At 45.3% G+C, this 18758-nt stretch carries 16 protein-coding genes; 10 read left to right on the top strand and 6 right to left on the bottom strand.

Annotation, left to right across the window (positions count from 1 at the left end; all coding sequences use genetic code 11):
* The first annotated feature begins 35 nt into the window (after positions 1-35).
* The 5 genes from IX95_RS16125 to katG all read left to right on the top strand — a co-directional run bounded on the left by IX95_RS16125 (position 36) and on the right by katG (position 4863).
* Entirely contained in the window at positions 36-620 is a 585-nt protein-coding gene (locus IX95_RS16125; protein WP_038161828.1) for a TetR/AcrR family transcriptional regulator, read from the top strand.
* An 81-nt stretch (positions 621-701) separates the two neighbouring features.
* The gene (locus tag IX95_RS16130) at positions 702-1733 is read left to right on the top strand and encodes an NADP-dependent oxidoreductase (RefSeq protein ID WP_038161830.1); all 1032 of its coding nucleotides are present in this window, start codon (positions 702-704) and stop codon (positions 1731-1733) included.
* Positions 1734-1745: 12 nt separating this feature from the next.
* Positions 1746-2363, top strand: a complete 618-nt coding sequence (locus tag IX95_RS16135) for a glutathione S-transferase family protein (protein ID WP_038161833.1) — start codon at positions 1746-1748, stop codon at positions 2361-2363.
* Positions 2364-2548: 185 nt separating this feature from the next.
* Positions 2549-2674, top strand: a complete 126-nt coding sequence (locus IX95_RS26960) for a hypothetical protein (RefSeq protein ID WP_268745327.1) — start codon at positions 2549-2551, stop codon at positions 2672-2674.
* Between the two features lie 11 nt (positions 2675-2685).
* Positions 2686-4863, top strand: a complete 2178-nt coding sequence (katG, locus tag IX95_RS16140; RefSeq protein WP_038161835.1) for a catalase/peroxidase HPI — start codon at positions 2686-2688, stop codon at positions 4861-4863.
* A 346-nt stretch (positions 4864-5209) separates the two neighbouring features.
* On the opposite strand, the gene IX95_RS16145 is transcribed toward katG, so the two are convergent.
* The 4 genes from IX95_RS16145 to IX95_RS16160 form a co-directional block, all read right to left on the bottom strand.
* Entirely contained in the window at positions 5210-6088 is an 879-nt protein-coding gene (locus IX95_RS16145) for an NAD(P)-dependent oxidoreductase (protein ID WP_038161837.1), read from the bottom strand.
* A gap of 131 nt (positions 6089-6219) precedes the next feature.
* A complete protein-coding gene (locus IX95_RS16150; RefSeq protein ID WP_038161841.1) occupies positions 6220-7680 on the bottom strand; it encodes a hypothetical protein in 1461 nt (486 codons plus the stop codon).
* A 196-nt stretch (positions 7681-7876) separates the two neighbouring features.
* Entirely contained in the window at positions 7877-9493 is a 1617-nt protein-coding gene (locus IX95_RS16155; protein ID WP_235202646.1) for a hypothetical protein, read from the bottom strand.
* 187 nt (positions 9494-9680) lie between these two features.
* Positions 9681-11339 (bottom strand): ABC transporter substrate-binding protein, encoded by a 1659-nt coding sequence (locus IX95_RS16160; RefSeq protein WP_038161843.1) that lies wholly within the window; start codon positions 11337-11339, stop codon positions 9681-9683.
* A 258-nt stretch (positions 11340-11597) separates the two neighbouring features.
* Between IX95_RS16160 and IX95_RS16165 the strand changes: the two genes are divergently transcribed.
* The gene (locus tag IX95_RS16165; RefSeq protein ID WP_038161845.1) at positions 11598-12995 is read left to right on the top strand and encodes an alpha-amylase family protein; all 1398 of its coding nucleotides are present in this window, start codon (positions 11598-11600) and stop codon (positions 12993-12995) included.
* Positions 12996-13058: 63 nt separating this feature from the next.
* On the opposite strand, the gene IX95_RS16170 is transcribed toward IX95_RS16165, so the two are convergent.
* Positions 13059-13637 carry a hypothetical protein gene (locus IX95_RS16170; RefSeq protein WP_038161848.1) on the bottom strand — a complete coding sequence of 193 codons (579 nt, stop codon included), beginning with the start codon at positions 13635-13637 and terminating at the stop codon, positions 13059-13061.
* A gap of 207 nt (positions 13638-13844) precedes the next feature.
* On the opposite strand from IX95_RS16170, the gene IX95_RS16175 reads away from it, so the two are divergent.
* The 4 genes from IX95_RS16175 (at position 13845) to trhO (ending at position 17397) form a co-directional block, all read left to right on the top strand.
* The gene (locus IX95_RS16175) at positions 13845-14492 is read left to right on the top strand and encodes an HAD family hydrolase (RefSeq protein WP_006961358.1); all 648 of its coding nucleotides are present in this window, start codon (positions 13845-13847) and stop codon (positions 14490-14492) included.
* Positions 14493-14729: 237 nt separating this feature from the next.
* Positions 14730-15587, top strand: coding sequence for a glutathione-dependent disulfide-bond oxidoreductase (gene yghU / locus IX95_RS16180; protein WP_006961359.1), 858 nt, complete (start codon positions 14730-14732; stop codon positions 15585-15587).
* Between the two features lie 287 nt (positions 15588-15874).
* A complete protein-coding gene (locus IX95_RS16185; protein ID WP_038161851.1) occupies positions 15875-16264 on the top strand; it encodes a VOC family protein in 390 nt (129 codons plus the stop codon).
* 152 nt (positions 16265-16416) lie between these two features.
* Positions 16417-17397 carry an oxygen-dependent tRNA uridine(34) hydroxylase TrhO gene (trhO, locus tag IX95_RS16190; RefSeq protein WP_038161854.1) on the top strand — a complete coding sequence of 327 codons (981 nt, stop codon included), beginning with the start codon at positions 16417-16419 and terminating at the stop codon, positions 17395-17397.
* Positions 17398-17546: 149 nt separating this feature from the next.
* Here trhO and IX95_RS16195 read toward each other — a convergent pair whose 3' ends face one another.
* A complete protein-coding gene (locus IX95_RS16195; RefSeq protein WP_038161857.1) occupies positions 17547-18494 on the bottom strand; it encodes an endonuclease/exonuclease/phosphatase family protein in 948 nt (315 codons plus the stop codon).
* Between the last annotated feature and the right edge of the window lie 264 nt (positions 18495-18758).

The raw sequence follows: 18758 nt of genomic DNA on the forward strand, positions 1-18758 counted from the left end.
AGACGACTGGTCTAATTTAATCTATAGTCCGCTCCATGAATGAAAAAACAAACGACACTCGCCAACATATTCTCAATGTGGGTTACGAATTAGTAGTGAACAAAGGTTTCACCGCCGTCGGCTTATCTGAATTGCTTAAAACTGCCGATGTGCCAAAAGGTTCCTTTTACCACTATTTCAAATCCAAAGAGCAATTTGGCGAAGCACTTATTGAAGACTATTTCAGAAGCTACCTAGCTCGCATCAATGCGATTTTTAATGCTGATGAAGGTACTGGCAACCAACGTTTAATGGGGTGCTTCTCTCGCTGGTTAGACGTAGAAAATGGCGTCTGCAATGCCAACCGTTGCCTAGTGGTTAAGCTCAGTGCCGAGGTTTCTGACTTGTCTGAACCGATGCGAATCACTCTTGCAAGCGGTGCGGGACAAGTCATTGATTCCATTGCTCGGTGCATAGAATCCGGTATCGAAGACGGTTCGATAAAAGTATTGGATGCGCAGCAAGTCGCGACCCAGCTATACCAACAATGGCTTGGCGCTAGCCTTCTAAACAAACTGGTTCAGGATCAATCACATCTTGAACGTAGCTTAGAGACCACTCAGTCTCTACTTAGCGCTTAAGTTACCTATTCCCGTTTGGCTATACCAACGGGAATTTTTTGAAATTATAACTAGACGACTGGTCTAATAATAGGAAACACAATGACTAACAACGTAAACCGACGCATTGTCCTTGCTTCACGCCCTGTAGGGGCTCCTGTTACCGAAAACTTCCGTTTAGAAGAAGCGGAGAAACCGACGCCTTCTCAAGGTGAATTGCTGCTACGAAGCGTCTATCTGTCGCTCGATCCATACATGCGTGGCCGCATGAACGATGCGAAATCCTATGCAGACCCTGTTGCTATCGACGATGTAATGGTCGGCGGCACAGTGTGTCAGGTTGAAGTTTCGAATCATCCAGATTACCAAGTGGGCGAATGGGTATTGGCTTTCACTGGTTGGCAAGATTATGGCATTTCAGATGGTGAAGGCTTGATTAAAATGGGTATGAACCCATTACACCCTTCCTATGCACTGGGTGTAATGGGTATGCCAGGCTTCACCGCTTACATGGGCTTGCTGGATATCGGCCAACCTAAAGCTGGCGATACCTTGGTGGTTGCAGCCGCAACGGGCGCGGTAGGCTCGATGGTCGGACAGATTGGTAAACTAAAAGGTTGCCGTGTAATTGGTGTTGCTGGTGGTGAGGAAAAGTGTCGTTATGCTAAAGAACAGCTCGGCTTTGATGAATGTATCGATCACAAAGCAGAAGATTTTGCAGATCAGTTAGCCAAAGCGTGTGATAAAGGCATCGACGTCTACTTCGAAAACGTTGGCGGTAAAGTGTTTGACGCTGTGATACCACTTCTGAACACTGGAGCACGAGTTCCACTGTGTGGCCTCATTTCTCAATACAACGCAACGTCTCTCCCAGAAGGTCCTGACAGAATGTCAATGCTGATGGCTCAACTGCTGATCAAACGAATCAAAATGCAGGGCTTTATCATCTTTGATGATTACGCTCACCGCTATGAAGAGTTTGCAACCGATATGAGCCAGTGGCTTGCGGAAGGCAAAATTCACTATCGCGAGCATTTGGTGGAAGGTTTTGACAAGGCACCAGAAGCATTTATCGGCCTTCTTGAAGGTAAGAACTTTGGCAAGCTGGTTGTAAAAACCAACAGCCCACTGTAATCGGAGGTCAACGTGATTAAACTACATCATCTTAATCAATCTCGCTCCAAGCGTATTATCTGGCTGTTGGAAGAGCTGGGTATCGATTATGACATCGTCCCCTATCACCGCGACAGCGTGACCTTTCTCGCGCCACCAGAGCTTAAATCTATCCACCCTCTGGGTAAATCTCCGGTGATTGAAGAAGACGGGCGCGTCATTACGGAGTCTGGCGCGATCGTTGAATATCTTATCGACAAGTATGCATCAGAAAAGCTTGCGCCAGCCAAAGGCTCTGATGACCACCTCGATTACCTGCAATGGCTGCACTTTGCAGAAAGCTCTGCTGCCCTACCGTTATTGCTTAAAATATTCGTGTCCAAAGATGGCGCTCAAATGAACTTTCTTCCGGATTATGCTGAGGTAGAGCTGCATAAGGTCATGAGTTATGTCGACCATCGTTTGGAAGGTAAGCGTTACCTAGTCGCCGATAAACTCACTGGTGCGGATATTATGATGTCATTTATTGTTGATATTCTGACTAACTTTGGCTTGCTTGAGCGCTACACCAATATTGCCCGGTATGCCTCACAACTTGCGAACCACGACAGTTGGCAGACCGCCGAACAGCTTGAGATCAAGTTTGGCTAATCACTTCTACACAGGGCTGCCAAATGCCACTGGCAGCCCTACTTCCCCTTAAGAATTCTCTTAGTATTTACTCCCCTCACACTATCGATATGCATGAGATAGAAAACATCTATCAATAACATAGCTACAACCAGTTTTATAAAAATCCACTCGCCATCTATTCTCAATGCTAGAAAGTCAGTCCAATGACGGACATTCAATCAGACGCTTTGCCAATGAAAGTCGTCTTTGGCTTTAAGCAAATAACGAATAATTCGATTGCCACCGACATAAGAAAAATCAAAGTGGCGACCGTGAATAAGCGACACTAAAGGAGCAAATCATGGAACACAAAAACGTGAATACTGGCGGTAAATGTCCTGTCATGCATGGCGGTGCAACTTCTTCAGACTCATCTAACGTAGCTTGGTGGCCAAACGCGCTCAACCTCGACATCTTGCATCAGCATGACCAGAAATCGAACCCAATGGGCCTGGACTTTAACTATCGTGAAGAACTTAAAAAGCTCGACGTTGAAGCACTAAAAAATGATGTTAAAGCACTGATGACCGATAGCCAAGACTGGTGGCCAGCAGACTGGGGACATTATGGCGGTCTAATGATTCGTATGGCGTGGCACTCAGCAGGCTCTTATCGTACAGGCGATGGTCGCGGTGGTGCAGATACCGGTAACCAACGCTTTGCTCCACTCAATTCCTGGCCTGATAACGCGAACTTGGACAAAGCTCGTCGCTTGCTTTGGCCTATCAAGCAGAAGTATGGCAATAAAATCAGCTGGGCTGATCTGATGATCCTTGCTGGCAACATGGCCTATGAATCTATGGGTTTGAAAACCTTCGGCTTTGCATTCGGTCGCGAAGACATCTGGCATCCAGAAAAAGACATCTACTGGGGTGCAGAAACAGAATGGCTAGCAGAAAGCGGTGGTGAAAACAGTCGCTATTCGGGTGAGCGTGACTTAGAAAATCCGCTTGCCGCTGTCATGATGGGCTTAATCTACGTCAACCCTGAAGGTGTCGATGGCAAACCAGACCCATTGAAAACGGCTCAGGACATGCGTGTCACTTTTGAACGTATGGGAATGAATGACGAAGAAACCGTCGCATTGACCGCTGGCGGCCACACAGTTGGTAAGGCCCACGGTAACGGTGACGCTGCTAAACTCGGTGCTGAACCTGAGCGTGCAGAGCTAGATGAACAAGGTCTTGGTTGGAATAACCACACCTCTCGCGGTATTGGCCGTGACACAGTGACCAGTGGGTTGGAAGGTGCATGGACAACCCATCCAACTCAATGGGATAACGGCTTCTTCCATCTTCTGTTCAGCTATGACTGGTCTTTGCAAAAAAGCCCAGCAGGTGCATGGCAGTGGGAACCAGACAACATCAAAGAGGAAGACAAACCTGTTGATGTCGAAGATTCAAGTATTCGTCACAACCCGATCATGACGGATGCCGATATGGCGCTCAAGATTGATCCTGAATACCGCAAGATCTCAGAGCGCTTCTACAACGATCCTGCTTACTTCTCCGACACCTTCGCTCGTGCTTGGTTTAAGCTGACTCACCGCGATATGGGGCCAAAATCTCGCTACTTTGGCCCAGATGTTCCGGCAGAAGAGCTAACTTGGCAAGATCCTGTCCCTGCTGGTCAAAGCAATTACGATGTTGAAGCGGTCAAAGCTAAAATCGCCGCAAGTGGTTTAAGCGTTAGCGATATGGTTTCAACCGCTTGGGACAGTGCTCGTACCTATCGTAACTCAGACAAACGTGGCGGCGCGAATGGTGCTCGTATCCGCCTTGCGCCACAAGATCAGTGGCAAGGTAACGAACCTGAAAAGCTCACTAAAGTACTTTCGGTACTAGAAGGTATCGCCTCTGAGTCAGGGGTGAGTGTTGCCGATACCATAGTTCTTGCAGGTAACGTTGGCATTGAGCAAGCAGCACGCGCCGCTGGTGTAGACATCTCCGTTCCTTTTGCTCCGGGACGTGGTGATGCAAGTGCTGCGCAGACGGATGTCGATTCATTTGATGTGTTAGAGCCTGTCGCTGACGGATTCCGAAACTGGCAGAAGCAGCATTACGCAGTAAGTCCTGAAGAATTGATGCTAGACCATGCACAGCTATTGGGTTTAACAGCACCAGAAATGACGGTTCTGATTGGTGGTATGCGTGTTCTTGGGACCAACCACTCTGGCTCTCGCCACGGTGTATTCACAGATAATGTTGGTGCGCTGACGAACGATTTCTTCGTCAACCTGACAGACATGCGATACACATGGAAACCAACAGGGCGTAACTCCTACTCTATTGTCGAACGCAGCAGCGGTGACGAAAAATGGACAGCAACCCGAGTCGACCTTGTGTTTGGATCTAACTCCATCCTACGCGCTTACGCTGAAGTCTACGCTCAAGATGACAACAAAGAGAAATTCGTCCGCGACTTCGTAGCCGCTTGGACCAAAGTAATGAATGCTGACCGCTTCGATTTGAAACAGTAACTTGCACCGACGCCCCACGGCTTTTGTGAGTCCGTGGGGTAACAGGGAATCGGTCTGGATAGATGTTTAACTCATCAACAATTTGGCAAAAAACTGTAGGTTGCACTAGTTTTAAGTATGTAACAGCAGTTAAGAAAGGAAGCGCATATACGGCTTCACCAATCCATTAACCATAGATGTTACAAATGAGGAGAGTTGGCTATGAAAGGATTCGAATTCTTTAAGTTATTTGACACCAAAGAGCTGTTCATCTTCTACTGATACTGAGCAATCCGCTTGAGTCAGTACTGAAATCCATACGCCGATCGCTAACCTGCACGCATCGGCGTATTGTTTTATTCAGCGCTTATTGTTTTTTCGCCACCGCTTTCATCAGAACAGAAGTATCCATACGTCCGTAGCCATCTTGTTGTAGCTCAGCGTATTGCTCATCGACCTTCTTAGTTAACGGTAAATCAAGTCCGACTCGTTCCGCTTCTTTTAGGCAGAACCCTAAGTCTTTACGCATCCAATCAATGGCAAAACCAAAATCAAACTTATCTTGTGACATTGTCACGGCACGATTTTCCATTTGCCATGAACCCGCTGCACCATGTTTGAGGGTTTCAACCACTTGTTCTACATCCAAACCAGATTTTTGAGCGAGTAGCAACGCTTCGCTAAGCCCTTGGAGAATACCGCCAATACAGATTTGGTTAACCATTTTACAGCGTTGACCCTGACCATTCTCTCCCAGCAACGTCATTTGTTTAGCGTACACATCCATCACTGGTGAGATTTGTTCGAACACCGCTTGGTCACCACCACACATAATGGTCAGCACGCCGTTTTCCGCACCCGCTTGACCACCAGAAACAGGCGCATCAATAAACTGATTGCCGTTTTCTTTTGCTGCTGCCGCCAATTCAACTGCTAGCTCAGCGGAGGTTGTCGTATGGTCTACCAGCACGGCTCCTGCCTTCAATCCAGCAAGAACGCCATCTTCACCGTAAATAACACTGCGTACGTCGTCATCATTACCCACACAAACAAACACAACATCACAATCCTGAGCCGCTTGTTTAGGCGTCTCACACGCAATACCTCGGTAGTCCTCAGCCCATTTGTCTGCTTTGGTTTTAGTGCGGTTAAACACTTTGGTGGAATATCCGGCTTTACTTAAGTAACCCGCCATAGGGTAGCCCATCACACCAAGGCCAATAAACGCGACTTTCTGCTGACTCATTCTGATTTCCCTTTATGATTTTGTAATTAGGGACACAGTCTACTAAACATTCTCTCTTTGGTTTACTACAAATACTCACTATCCAGTTAAAGAAGAGCCCCATTAAGGGGCTCAATCTCTAAAGACAACACTCATTTACACTTTGACCAAGTCTTACCTTTGTCCAAGGAACATTCCAACGAAGATGTACCATTGTGGTAATAAGTATTCTTCCACCAATCACCAACAGCATTTCTTGAAATTGAGATACCGTCGAATTTATAAGGTGTTACAGCCACTTGAGAAGACTTGGATCTCACCCATGTATGTGCCCCGTAATCTGAGTCGTCATTGAAATCTGAGGATATATAACTTAGTTGATTCAATGTACTACGGCTAAAACTATCGATCTTCTGTTCAACGTTTACCCATTCTGGATATTTAGGATCGGGATGATAACTAAAAATATGCTGGGCACGTAACATACCATCACGATAATTATTAACGACTGTCACTTCCAAAGATTGGGTGAAATTACTTCCCACATTATTGTTTTTGCAGCTATCCCAATCCAGTTCTTGCGTGCTTGAGCTGTTACTGACACGGTAAGTTTTCAGAGAGTTGGGTTGAACAAGCTGCTCAATTGACTCCGTGATATAACAGCTGTAGCTGGCGTTATCTTCGTTGATCCATAATGAAGCATTCTTAGTGTAATCAAACCCTGCTTTCTTTTTCGTATTTCGCTCTGTATGGCGGGTTAATAGCACTTCGGTCTTTAAGTCTTCTAACACTTCATATTCTGTGTGTACCAGCTTAGTTTCAGTGAGGACCGTTTTGACCTTATACCACTTATCGACTTTTTGCTTTGTATCTTCGTCCCAGTACTTCCAGTAGTAATCTATGTAGGCTTGATGAACCCCTGAGTTCTCCAGTTGAAGTGCTTTGGTATCACTGTACGACTGTCTAATCGCGGGCATCATCTTCTGAGCTAATTCGTACAGCTCTTTGTTATCATCCTTAATGAAATCGCCGTAAATTTTATCTACTGCGATGTTGTAACGGGCCGCAATACGATGATCGTGCTCCTTCACATTTTGAATAACCTTTTCTTGGGTGTTAACAGCTGATCTCAACGCCGTACAACTGGTGATACCGCTTTCATGCAGATCTTCCTGAATTTGATTCCACAATACCGTCGTTAGAGGAGTTGTGGATTTTATCTCATGCTCAGAACTCAGTGTCATCGCTGGAGGAAAAACAAGCTGATACGGTTTACTGATAGGCGTATTAGGAGCATCTGCATCAATCGCACCGACAGGGACATTTACGACAATAGGCGCGTAATCAATACAATCAGAGTTGCTACCAGATAAGGATAAGCGATAGCTGCCCTCAGAATTAATCACAGCACTCGGCTCGCCAGAATCTAACTGACCGTTGTAGTTGATATCTAGGAACGCCGTCGCTCCAGAGATGTATCCATCAATAGCCACACCTTGAAGACTTCGTGTTTGTGATGAAGCGCTAGAGCTAGATGAGCCACCGTCGCCGCCTCCCCCGCATGCGACTATGCCTATAGAGAAGGGGACAACAGCAAGAAGTTTAAGATTCATTGCAAAATTTCCGATGAAAAGTGAAAGGCAAAAACGCGCCACTAAGGATTTAATGGCGCGTAGCGTTATAGCAGTGGTTAACGCATTGAGAATACTAACGGCTATACACTCGGAAAAACATGTAAGAAATGGAGGAAAATAGTGCATGTTTTTTCATTCAAATGGCCTACTTTCTCACTAAGCCCACTATTCTTAACTACTCATTGTTTTGTTGCAAAAGTGCAGCTGTAACCTTAAGTACTGGTAGTCTGGTATTGTTAAGAACCTTATCGTTATTGGTGAAAGGAGGCAGTGAACTTGAACATTGAGCCCACTCACCAAGTTGGCTTTCAGAACACTCATATACAGAGCGGCCATCATCGTAGTCAGTTTCCATATACCAATCTCCATTTGAGTCCTTTGTTGTAATCACTTGATACTGTAACGACTCATTTTGACCAAACACACTTTGCCCAAACTCAGCTTTCGATCTCACCCAACGTACCGAGCCGTGAGCCGAGTTTTCACTAAAATCGGTGCCTATATAGAAAAAACTTCCCAGCAAATTTCCATTAACATTATTCAAAGTAGGATCCACGTCTACCCATTTGGCATAGGGCGTATATTGGTCATAAGTAAAACGATGCCCAGTAATGACTGTCCCTTGATCCTGACTATTATTAATCGCCATCACTTCTATGATTTGCTCAAAATCAGCCCCACCAACATAATTACCAAAACAATCGTCCATACTGGACTCTTTTTTAGTACCAGATTGATTGGTTACTTCATAAATAGTCATTGAATTTGCATCGGTAACTCGGGATTCCTCAATAGTTTCTTTAATTGTGCAATTAAATGAACGACTCAAAATAGACTCTTGATTACCCTCAGCTTCTCTACGCAGGCTGTACTCTCTTGTATAGGACAAGTCACTATTCTCGGCTGTGTGTGTCACAATATGCTCAAGCAATTGAGGGTCAACAAGCTCGCTCGTTACTTCATATGCTCTTGTTTCTACCTTTGAATCACTCTTTGTCACTTGAACTTTGTACCATTGGTCGTTCAGTCCGCCATTGGTATCCTTTTTACTGCGTACAATGTAACTAACATAAGCTTCTTCGGCTGCTGGGTTTTCTTGTCTCAACATTTTTGATTCACGATAAGACTCCTTGATTACTGGCATTAGTTTCTGTGTAAGCGCTTTTACTTCACTGTCATCCTCTTTTATGAAGTCACTATACAGTTGCTCTACACTAACGTTATTCCGGCTCGCCACACCGTTTTCTAATTCCTGAATGCTATTGTCTGTAATGCCTTGCAACTGAATCGCAAGTTTTAGGTCTGCACAACTACTCATAGCATTATCTTCTAGGTCCAGTTTTAGCTTCATCTCGTTCCAAAGCATGGAAGTCAATGGGGTCGTTGACCTAATTTCAGAATCTGAAGTCGTCATCTTTACTGGAGGAAAGAACAGCTGATACGGCTCTTCAATTGGATTGTTTGGATCGTCAGCATCAATTGCACCAACAGGTACATCAACCACGATTGGCACGTAATCAACACAATCTGCATTATCTCCGGATAGAGAAAGCTCATATCGACCATTGGCATCGGTAATACTCTTTGATTCACCGCTATCAAGCTCACCGTTGTAGTTCAGATCAAGAAATGCAGTCGCACCTGAGATGTAGCCATCAATAGCGACACCTTGAATTGATTTAGATTGAAGAGAGGAGGGTGAAGTGGATGACGAGGTTGCTCCTCCGTCACCACCTCCACAGGCTGTCAAAAGTGTAGAAACAGTCGCGATAGTTATAATTTTGGAAGTCATGATAAAAAGCCCTGACACATATTTCCTATGGGTAAAACTGCACCGCACAGAGCAAGTGCATCCTGATGTGTAATCATTGGTAACACGTGCCGATGGTATAGGCTTTGATAGGCATAAAACATGAAAGGGTTTAACGAAAACCATGCATGTTTTATTAACCATCCATTATCAAAAAAGTGATATTAACTTATTGTTTTTCCTTATCAATCCAAAGCTTATAGAACTCACTCAGTCCAGATTTATTCGTTTCAACACCATGAACTTCAAGGCTACGTGAAATCTTTTCTTTGCCATGGAACAGAGGCAAAAGCAGGTTATTGTCATACAAAGCCTGCTCAACTTTCCGCAATGAGTAGACGTACAAAATATCGCTCATTGCGTGCTTCACTTGCTCATAATGAACATCCATTTCTGTTTGATCATAAATGAATTTCAGGCCGGAGCTAGCAAGAAGCCAGTCATACAATCCAAACTCTTCAGGCTGCTCTATGACTTCTTCAATAAATAGAATATCGGCATGACCGCTGACTGAACTTGGATTACTGATATCCTCTAACTCGAGAATTTCAAGGGTTAGTCCGGTTTCTAGAATTGTACTTTGTATCCACCCAGCGATCTTTTGCAGACAAGGAATCGTCAGTCGAGGCATGGTCAGTACTAAGTGTCCACTTAAGCGCGGTGGAGCGTCATCAGAAGCACTGTCAAAGCAAGGCGCAAAACCTACATCATTAACAACAGTTTCTGAGTCCAAATTAGCTCGGCAACGACGTAAGTACTCAACAAGTTCAAGGAGGTCGTTTCGGCTGATTCCTGCATTAGGCCTTGTATTGATGGCAAGGTAAGATAAGGCATTGATAGTACTCTCCTCGCAATCTCCATCCTTATTGAAACTGATGCTAAAGTCACTCAGCTCTGAAGAAGACGACAAGGTGATCTTATCTAGTAAGGCAGATTGCGCATAGTAATTACGATGTCGTTTTAATACCAAGCGCTCTCGATCCCAATCCTTCAGATAGAAAGGACCACTTCCTATATAGGTACTTAGACCACTTGAGAAATACGCTGATTTGAGGCGATAAATCGAAGCATGAACCAAACATAAAACATTCAAAAACAAAGCATTAGGTTGCTGGAGCTCAATAGTTACTTGCCCTGCACCAAGGATGCGTATTTCAACGACCTGCTCAAAGAGATACTTCACCGGTCCATCGGTAACCTTGAGCTTGTTAAGACATTCAGCAACATCAGTGGCTTCTAAATTTTCCCCGTCATGGCAAACTATCCCCTGACGGAGCCACAAATGAATAAAACGCCCTTCTACCTTCCAACAATGCGCCAGTCCCGCTTGAATACGTCCTGATTCATCTTGCACTAATAGCGTACTGTAAATGCTACGGATTACCTGCATCTCAGCGATGCGGTATGTCTTAGCTGGTTCTAGTGTATCTACCCATGGATATTCAGTGATTAGCAAGCTATCGCAACGCTCATTGGCACTCGCTCGCGTTGCTGTTGCTTCAGCCATAGCTTTTACAGCAAGGTGCCCATAAAACTCCATCAAACGAGAAATACAAGAAAAGCGCCCTTGTTCTAGCTCTTTATAAAAGATTTGCTCTAGTGCTCCCTGCAGATTATGCAAGATCTTAAACTGACTGAGCTTTCCTCTTCCCTTAGAGGGAAGCCAACTGATCCAACCTATGTCAGACAAGCTTTTCAGAATATTAGAAGTGTTTCTTCTCGAAGTTGATAATGCTATCTCCAGTTCATCGATCGACAGATGATATGTTTTCCCTGCCTCATATTTTATGAGCAGTTGCTGGAGTTTGCGTAAGCTTACGTCGTTCAATGGCCACCTTAACTCAGCAAATAATAAATGACGGTTTCGTCAACGTTATAAAAAAGTGCTCGAGCTGACATTTTGTACAACTTTCGAACAATTCGTTCAAAAAACAACCTCAATCCCTGCAAAGTTCTACTCTACTAGAAATTTTATAAATTGAACCCCTACAGAATGTGACCGTAATTCAGTCTTCTATTTCGAGCACTACTAATAGCAAGCCATAAAAATATCATTAGCCTGAATATCAATAACGAGAAACACCCTATGAAAAAAATAACAACTTTACTCGCTGCCACTGCTGCGCTCAGCATACCGCAAGTCACTTATGCCGATGCAATCCTGCATGCATTCAACTGGAAATATTCGGATGTAACGAATAACGCCCAGAAAATCGCCGCAAACGGATTCAAAAAGGTTCTGATTTCACCCGCAATGAAATCAAGTGGCACCCAATGGTGGGCCCGCTATCAACCTCAGGATTTTCGTGTTATCGATTCTCCTCTGGGTAATAAACAAGATTTAGAAGCGATGATTGCTGCGCTTAAGGCGCAAGGCGTAGATGTTTATGCCGATGTCGTTCTGAATCATATGGCCAACGAAGCGTCAAAGCGTAGCGACCTGAATTACCCTGGCACTGAAGTGCTTAATGACTACGCTTCTCGCAGCAGCTACTACGCCAACCAGACATTGTTTGGCGACTTGAGCCAAAACCTGTTCTCTGGCAATGACTTCCACGCTGCAGGTTGTATCACTAACTGGAACGATCCAGGCCACGTTCAGTACTGGCGACTTTGTGGTGACAATGGCGATACCGGATTACCAGATTTAGATCCAAACAACTGGGTGGTGTCACAGCAGAAGAAATACCTTCAGGCACTTAAGTCGATGGGAATTAAAGGCTTCCGCATCGATGCTGTCAAACACATGAGTCAGTACCAGATCGACCAGATTTTCACATCAGACATTACGTCTGGAATGCATGTTTTTGGCGAAGTCATTACCAGTGGGGGTAAGGGCGATAGTGGTTATGAGGCCTTTTTGGCACCTTATCTGAACAATACCAATCACGCTGCTTACGATTTCCCTCTGTTCGCTTCTATTCGCGGCGCTTTCTCTTTCGGTGGCGGATTAAACCAACTTCATGATCCTCAAGCCTACGGCCAAGCGTTAGAAAACTCGCGCGCCATTACCTTCACCGTGACTCATGACATTCCAACCAATGATGGCTTCCGCTATCAAATCATGGATCCTAAAGATGAGCAGTTAGCTTATGCATACGTTTTGGGTAAAGACGGTGGCACACCACTCATCTATAGTGATGAGCTACCAGACAGCGAAGATAGAGATAATGGTCGCTGGGCAGACGTCTGGAAAGACGCCACTATGATTAACATGCTCAAGTTCCACAACTCGATGCAGGGTAAATCAATGACCGTCTTACACAGTGACCAGTGCACGCTGGTCTTCAAACGTGGTAAGGAAGGCGTAGTCGGCATCAACAAGTGTGGCGATGCGAAATCCGTTACTGTGGATACGTACCAACACGAGTTCAATTGGAACGTTTCGTACAAAGACACGCTAACGGGAGATACAACTGTCGTGAGTTCGCGTAACCATACGTTTAACATTCCGGCACGCACAGCAAGAATGTGGATGCTGTAGTTTCCGCTGAAATGACAAAGGTCTGGTAAATACCAGACCTTTTTTATGTGTAAGCCTTTAATATTACTTGGCTAATTCGTAGTTTTCCTGCATTTCCTGAGGAGCAATACCGTATTCGTAATCAGCAAGGTAACCGTCTTTGTAGACTTTCATTCCCTGCTCATCCCAGCTCACTTTGATAATGGCGGTTTTGCCATCTTCACTGCCTAGTAATTTCAGCATGTCGTCATCAATCTTGATGGCTTTGATGGTTTTAATTCGCTTGAACGGCTTAAACTCAGTCGACGTTGGCAGCTTTCCATAGGTTTTCTGCCAAGTTTCTTTTGGCACTAACCACTGATTATAGACTTCACCCACAATCGGCTCTGGCATACTGGCTATCACCACGCTGTCCGTCATCACGTTGCGCGTTTCAAGGCTATAACCGCCTTTACCATCTGAGACGTAGGTAGGAAAATCGCTTCCCAGCTCTGATGCCTCAGGCAAACGGCCCAATGTTGCGGATTTTTTCACGTACAAATCCGCAGACTCAAATTTGTTCATGATTTCAGGGATGTTTTGAAATTCAACCGGTTTGGCAATTGCTGCAAACGGAACAGACAATGCAGCGCTTAACGCTGCTATAGTGAAAATGTTTTTCATGAGAGTACTTTGGTATAGAACAGTTGACGATAAAGTAAATAACAAAACAATAAATAGCAAATGATTCAATCACTCCAAATATCGGACTGTGACCTTCCCCTAACCTCACCTTAACAATCGATAAATCCACGTCATATCAGCGCTTTTACTATAATTTAGAAGTGTGCAAGAATGAGCGCCCGAACCGTTAAGGATTATGCTGTACCCATGAAAATTCAAGCCGCTATCTTTGATATGGATGGCCTACTGTTAGACACCGAGCGTGTATGCATGCGAGTCTTTAAGCAAGCCTGTGTGAACGTCAACCTGCCTTTCTATGAAGACGTTTATCTCTCCATCATCGGGCGTAACGCCGCGGGCATAGAAAAGATCTTTCGAGCTGCCTATGGGGATGATCTCGACAAACTCCACAATGAGTGGCGCCGCAACTACGACGCTATTGTCAAACACCAACCAATCCCAGTAAAAGAAGGCGTCGTGGAACTGTTGGAATGGCTTAAAGAACAGCAAATTCCAACCGCAGTGGCAACCTCTACTCACCGTGACGTCGCAGAAATTAAACTGCGCCTTGCGGGTTTAGACAAGTACTTTGATAGCCTGACTTGCGGCTGTGAAGTGTCTGTCGGCAAGCCGGACCCAGAAATCTATCTATTGGCTGCCGACCGCCTCAATGTTGAAGCTGAACACTGCATCGCGTTCGAAGACTCTAATAACGGGGTAAAAAGTGCAGTCGCCGCCAACATGACCACCTATCAAATCCCCGATTTGCTCGAACCCTGTGAAGAAGTGAAAGCATTGGGGCATAGCATTCAACCGTCACTACTTAACGTACTGGCAGAATTGAAAGCCCAATAAAAAAACAGCCCTGCATATTCCGTAAGGTCTCCACTCGCGTTATTAACTAAAATACCTGCTGGCACCCATTCAACATATTTTTGCGATAAGGAGGTGACTCTCTAGGTTATTCTTATACCCAGAAACAATTTTTCAGAACCTTTGGTTCTAATGAGAATACCCGTTGGGGCTTTTATCTTTTCGAATCTGTCCCAAGATAAGGAAATGCCGGATATCAATTTTGGATAAGGAATAACAATGACTAACCAATACGTACCACCAAAAGTTTGGAAGATGGAAGATGAAAATGGCGGCCAGTGGGCCAGCATTAACCGACCAGACTCAGGCGCCCGTCATGAGCAGGCGCTCCCTGTGGGCTCACACCCAATCCAGCTTCATTCAATGGGCACACCAAATGGCCAGAAAGTCACGATTATGCTTGAGGAACTTCTCGCGCTTGGTGTCAGTGAAGCTGAATATGATGCTTATTTGATAAAAATTGGCGACGGTGATCAGTTTGGTTCTGGCTTTGTCGAGGTGAACCCAAACTCCAAGATCCCAGCATTGGTTGACCGCTCAGGTGACACACCAATCAATGTATTCGAATCAGGTAATATTCTGCTTTACCTCGCCGAGAAATTCGGCCATTTCCTACCAACAGATGTCGCGGCGAAAACAGAGGTCATGAACTGGCTGTTCTGGCTTCAGGGGTCTGCGCCGTACCTAGGCGGTGGTTTTGGTCATTTCTACGCCTACGCGCCAGAGAAGTTTGAATACCCAATCAATCGCTTCTCAATGGAGGCGAAGCGTCAACTGGATGTGTTGGACAAGCAGCTGGCAAACAATACCTTTATCGCGGGTGAAGAGTACAGCATTGCAGACATCGCGATCTGGCCTTGGTACGGAAACTTAGTGTTAGGAAATGCCTATGATGCAGGTGAGTTCTTAGATGTCGACAGTTATAAACACCTTAAGCGTTGGGCTGAAGCCATTGAAGCTCGCCAAGCAGTCCAGCGTGGTCGTATCGTCAACCGCGCATGGGGCGAAGAGTGGGAACAAGTTCCAGAACGCCACAGCGCTGAAGATATCGATAAGGTACTTAAGCTCAAACCTTAAGCCATAAAGCACAACAATAAATCCTCTCACTCAAAATGAGAGGATTTATTTCGTTCCACCGCCCCAACAAGACACACTAATTAGGAAAACGCCGTCGGCAATCACATCCTCTTTTCTTGCACTACAACTCCGCAAGAGTTAAGTGTCACGAATCCATAGCCACATCTCGCTTCTTCCCAATCAATATCGTCAACAATGAGGAAAAATCACCGATAGAAATCATCTCTTTTTTCCTTCCTAGCTCACGATTAGCATTTCCTATCAAACACACCGACTGAGATGCAATTATGAAAATTGAGCACGTTGCGCTCTGGACCAAACAGCTAGAGTTACTAAAAGATTTCTACATCAAGTATTTCAACGCGACGCCCAATCAAAAATACCATAACAGTGAAAAGAGCTTCTCTTCTTACTTCCTATCTTTTAGCAGTGGTTGCCGCCTAGAACTGATGCAAATGGACAGCATTCCAGAGTCAAAAGATGACCTTTATGACCAGTTCACTGGTTTTATCCATATTGCCATTTCACTTGGTTCAGAACAGGCGGTAGATCAATTGACTCAACGTTTAGTTACAGATGGCTACGAGATCCTCAGTGGCCCAAGAACGACGGGTGACGGCTACTACGAAAGTTGCTTCTTTGACCCGGACGGAAACCGAATTGAGCTGACGGTTTAGACAAACCTTTAATCGTCAGAATATGGCAAAACATAGCTCGTCGATTAAACCCTAAAAACTGTCTGTATTTGTCGCTAGTACTCTCCGCTATACTTCGCCCGATTTAACTCAAAGCTCTGGATTTACGCTCCAGTTCGCTAAAAGGAAAAAACATGACAGATTACGTAGTATGCGCACTCTATAAGTTTGTGCGTCTTGAAGATTATGTGGAACTTCGTGAACCGCTAAAAGCGCTGATGGAACAACATAAAATCCGTGGCACGCTCTTACTGGCTAACGAAGGCATCAATGGTACGGTCGCTTCTAGCCGTGAAGGTATCGACACTCTTCTCGCCTGGTTCAAGCAGGATTCTCGCCTTGCGGATATCGTTTACAAAGAGTCATTCGACGCAAACCAACCATTTAATCGTACCAAGGTTAAGCTGAAAAAAGAGATCGTGACTCTCGGTGTAGAAGGCATCGATCCTCGCCATGTCGTTGGTACTTACGTGAAGCCAGGTGAGTGGAATGAGCTGATCTCAGATCCAGAAGTTTTCGTCGTCGATACTCGTAATGACTACGAAATCGAAATTGGTACGTTCAAAAATGCGGTTAACCCGAAAACAGACACTTTCCGTGACTTCCCTGAGTACGTGGCAGAAAACATGGATCCAGAAAAGCATAAGAAAGTCGCTATGTTCTGTACTGGTGGTATTCGTTGTGAAAAGTCTACGGCTTACATGAAGGAACAAGGCTTCGAAGAGGTATACCACCTAGAAGGCGGCATCCTGAAGTACCTTGAAGAAGTGCCTGAAGAAGAAAGCATGTGGGAAGGAGATTGCTACGTATTCGATGGCCGTGTCGCGGTAAACCACCAGCTAGAGAAAAGTGGCTACGAAATGTGTAATGCGTGTCGTTTGCCGATTACTCAGGAAGACATGGAATCTGAAGCGTTTGAAAAAGGCGTTAGCTGCCCTAAATGTATCGACAAGCATACAGATGAGCAAAAAGCGCGCTTCCGTGAGCGTGAAAAACAAGTTCAACTCGCTAACAAACGCGGCGAAACACACGTTGGAGGCGAGGCCGATCAGGTAATTGCTCAACGTCGAAAAGAAAAAATTGCACGTAAAGAACAGCAAAGAAAATCTAAGTAACGCCTACTCGTTCTGAATTCAATCCCCTCTGCATTTTTGCGAGGGGATTTTTTTGCACGCTTGAAAACGCTATCGCTCGCTAAGAATACACATTACCTATTGAAAGCATTGGAAATTCGATGGCTAGCTAGCAATTGGTGTCGAACACATCACAGCACAAACCTAACTGTCACCGAGACAAACGCGTGGTCACTCGCCTGCTTGTCCCGTTCAAAATTTGGGTTGATCAGGTGAGCATCGAGCGTCGAATAGGACGTCACATCGGCCATTGAGTACTGCGAGTCGGGCTGAAACTCCTGCGACAGTAAGATGTAGTCGAGAACGTTGCCTTTCGCAAAATGATAGTGTGTGGGCGGACGCTCTATCTCTGGCTGTTTTAAAGCGAAAATGTCCCAGCTGTCTCGCAGCATAAGGCCAAATTCGCCTTCGATAGTTTTGGTCAGTAAACCTGTGATGTCACTGCTGATCGGCTGATTCATGTCCCCCATCAGAACAGTCGGAATCGGGTGCTTCGCGTATTGTTGTTCCATCGCTAATCTCAGCATCACCGCCTCCCATCCTCTTTGCTGGCTTGAAAGCCATTGACCCACCAGCGGGGGTCCTTCACCTTCTTCCATCGCTTCGGTGGCTCTCTGAGATTTGAGGTGGCTAACATAAACAGCGACTTCACCGATATCTGGCACTTCTACCACAGCAAAGACGGGCTGACGACTAAACTCCGGCAGCGGGATTGAATAGCCTGCTAGCGATGATGCCGGTAACGTGACCGCTTCAACATGCGAGATCGGGTATTTAGAAGCCAGAGCCACAACGGGGTGGGAGTAGATGTAATCACTTTCTATGTTCGGGCTATCCACGCTGGCGAAATACGAGTACCCCATCTCTTCGAATAACTGGCGGGCAGCATCGAGACTAAATACTTCCTGAACTCCAATAATGTCTGCATCGAGGCTCTGAATGGCATTTTTTGTCCATTGGCATTTAGCTTCCCACGCGTCAGCGTCATAGATATTTTCAAAGTCATAAAACGCACCGGGTGGTTCGATGAAATTGAACAAATTGGCGGTGGCAAATGTGAGTCTTTTGTCCGTTAGCAAAGTGCGACCTTATTGGTTCTAATTAGTGTTTAGTGTAACCACATCTCTATCAATCTGCTGACTGATAAGCCTGTTAAGCAGTCCAAGTTGCTGTAATAGTCACGGTTGGAACCAAAACCTTGGCTAGCGAGAACATTAAGTCTGTTCACCCACTCCGCCTATGGCGTCGGTTTATTCTTTTCAGCACTGCTCTTATCTTGAAGTGCCTCATTAGTCACCGACAGCATTAAAAGAAAACTGCACCTGATTGTGCGCCAGCGCACT

Source organism: Vibrio sp. B183 (genome assembly GCF_000740665.1).
GTDB classification, from domain to species: Bacteria; Pseudomonadota; Gammaproteobacteria; order Enterobacterales; family Vibrionaceae; genus Vibrio; species Vibrio coralliilyticus.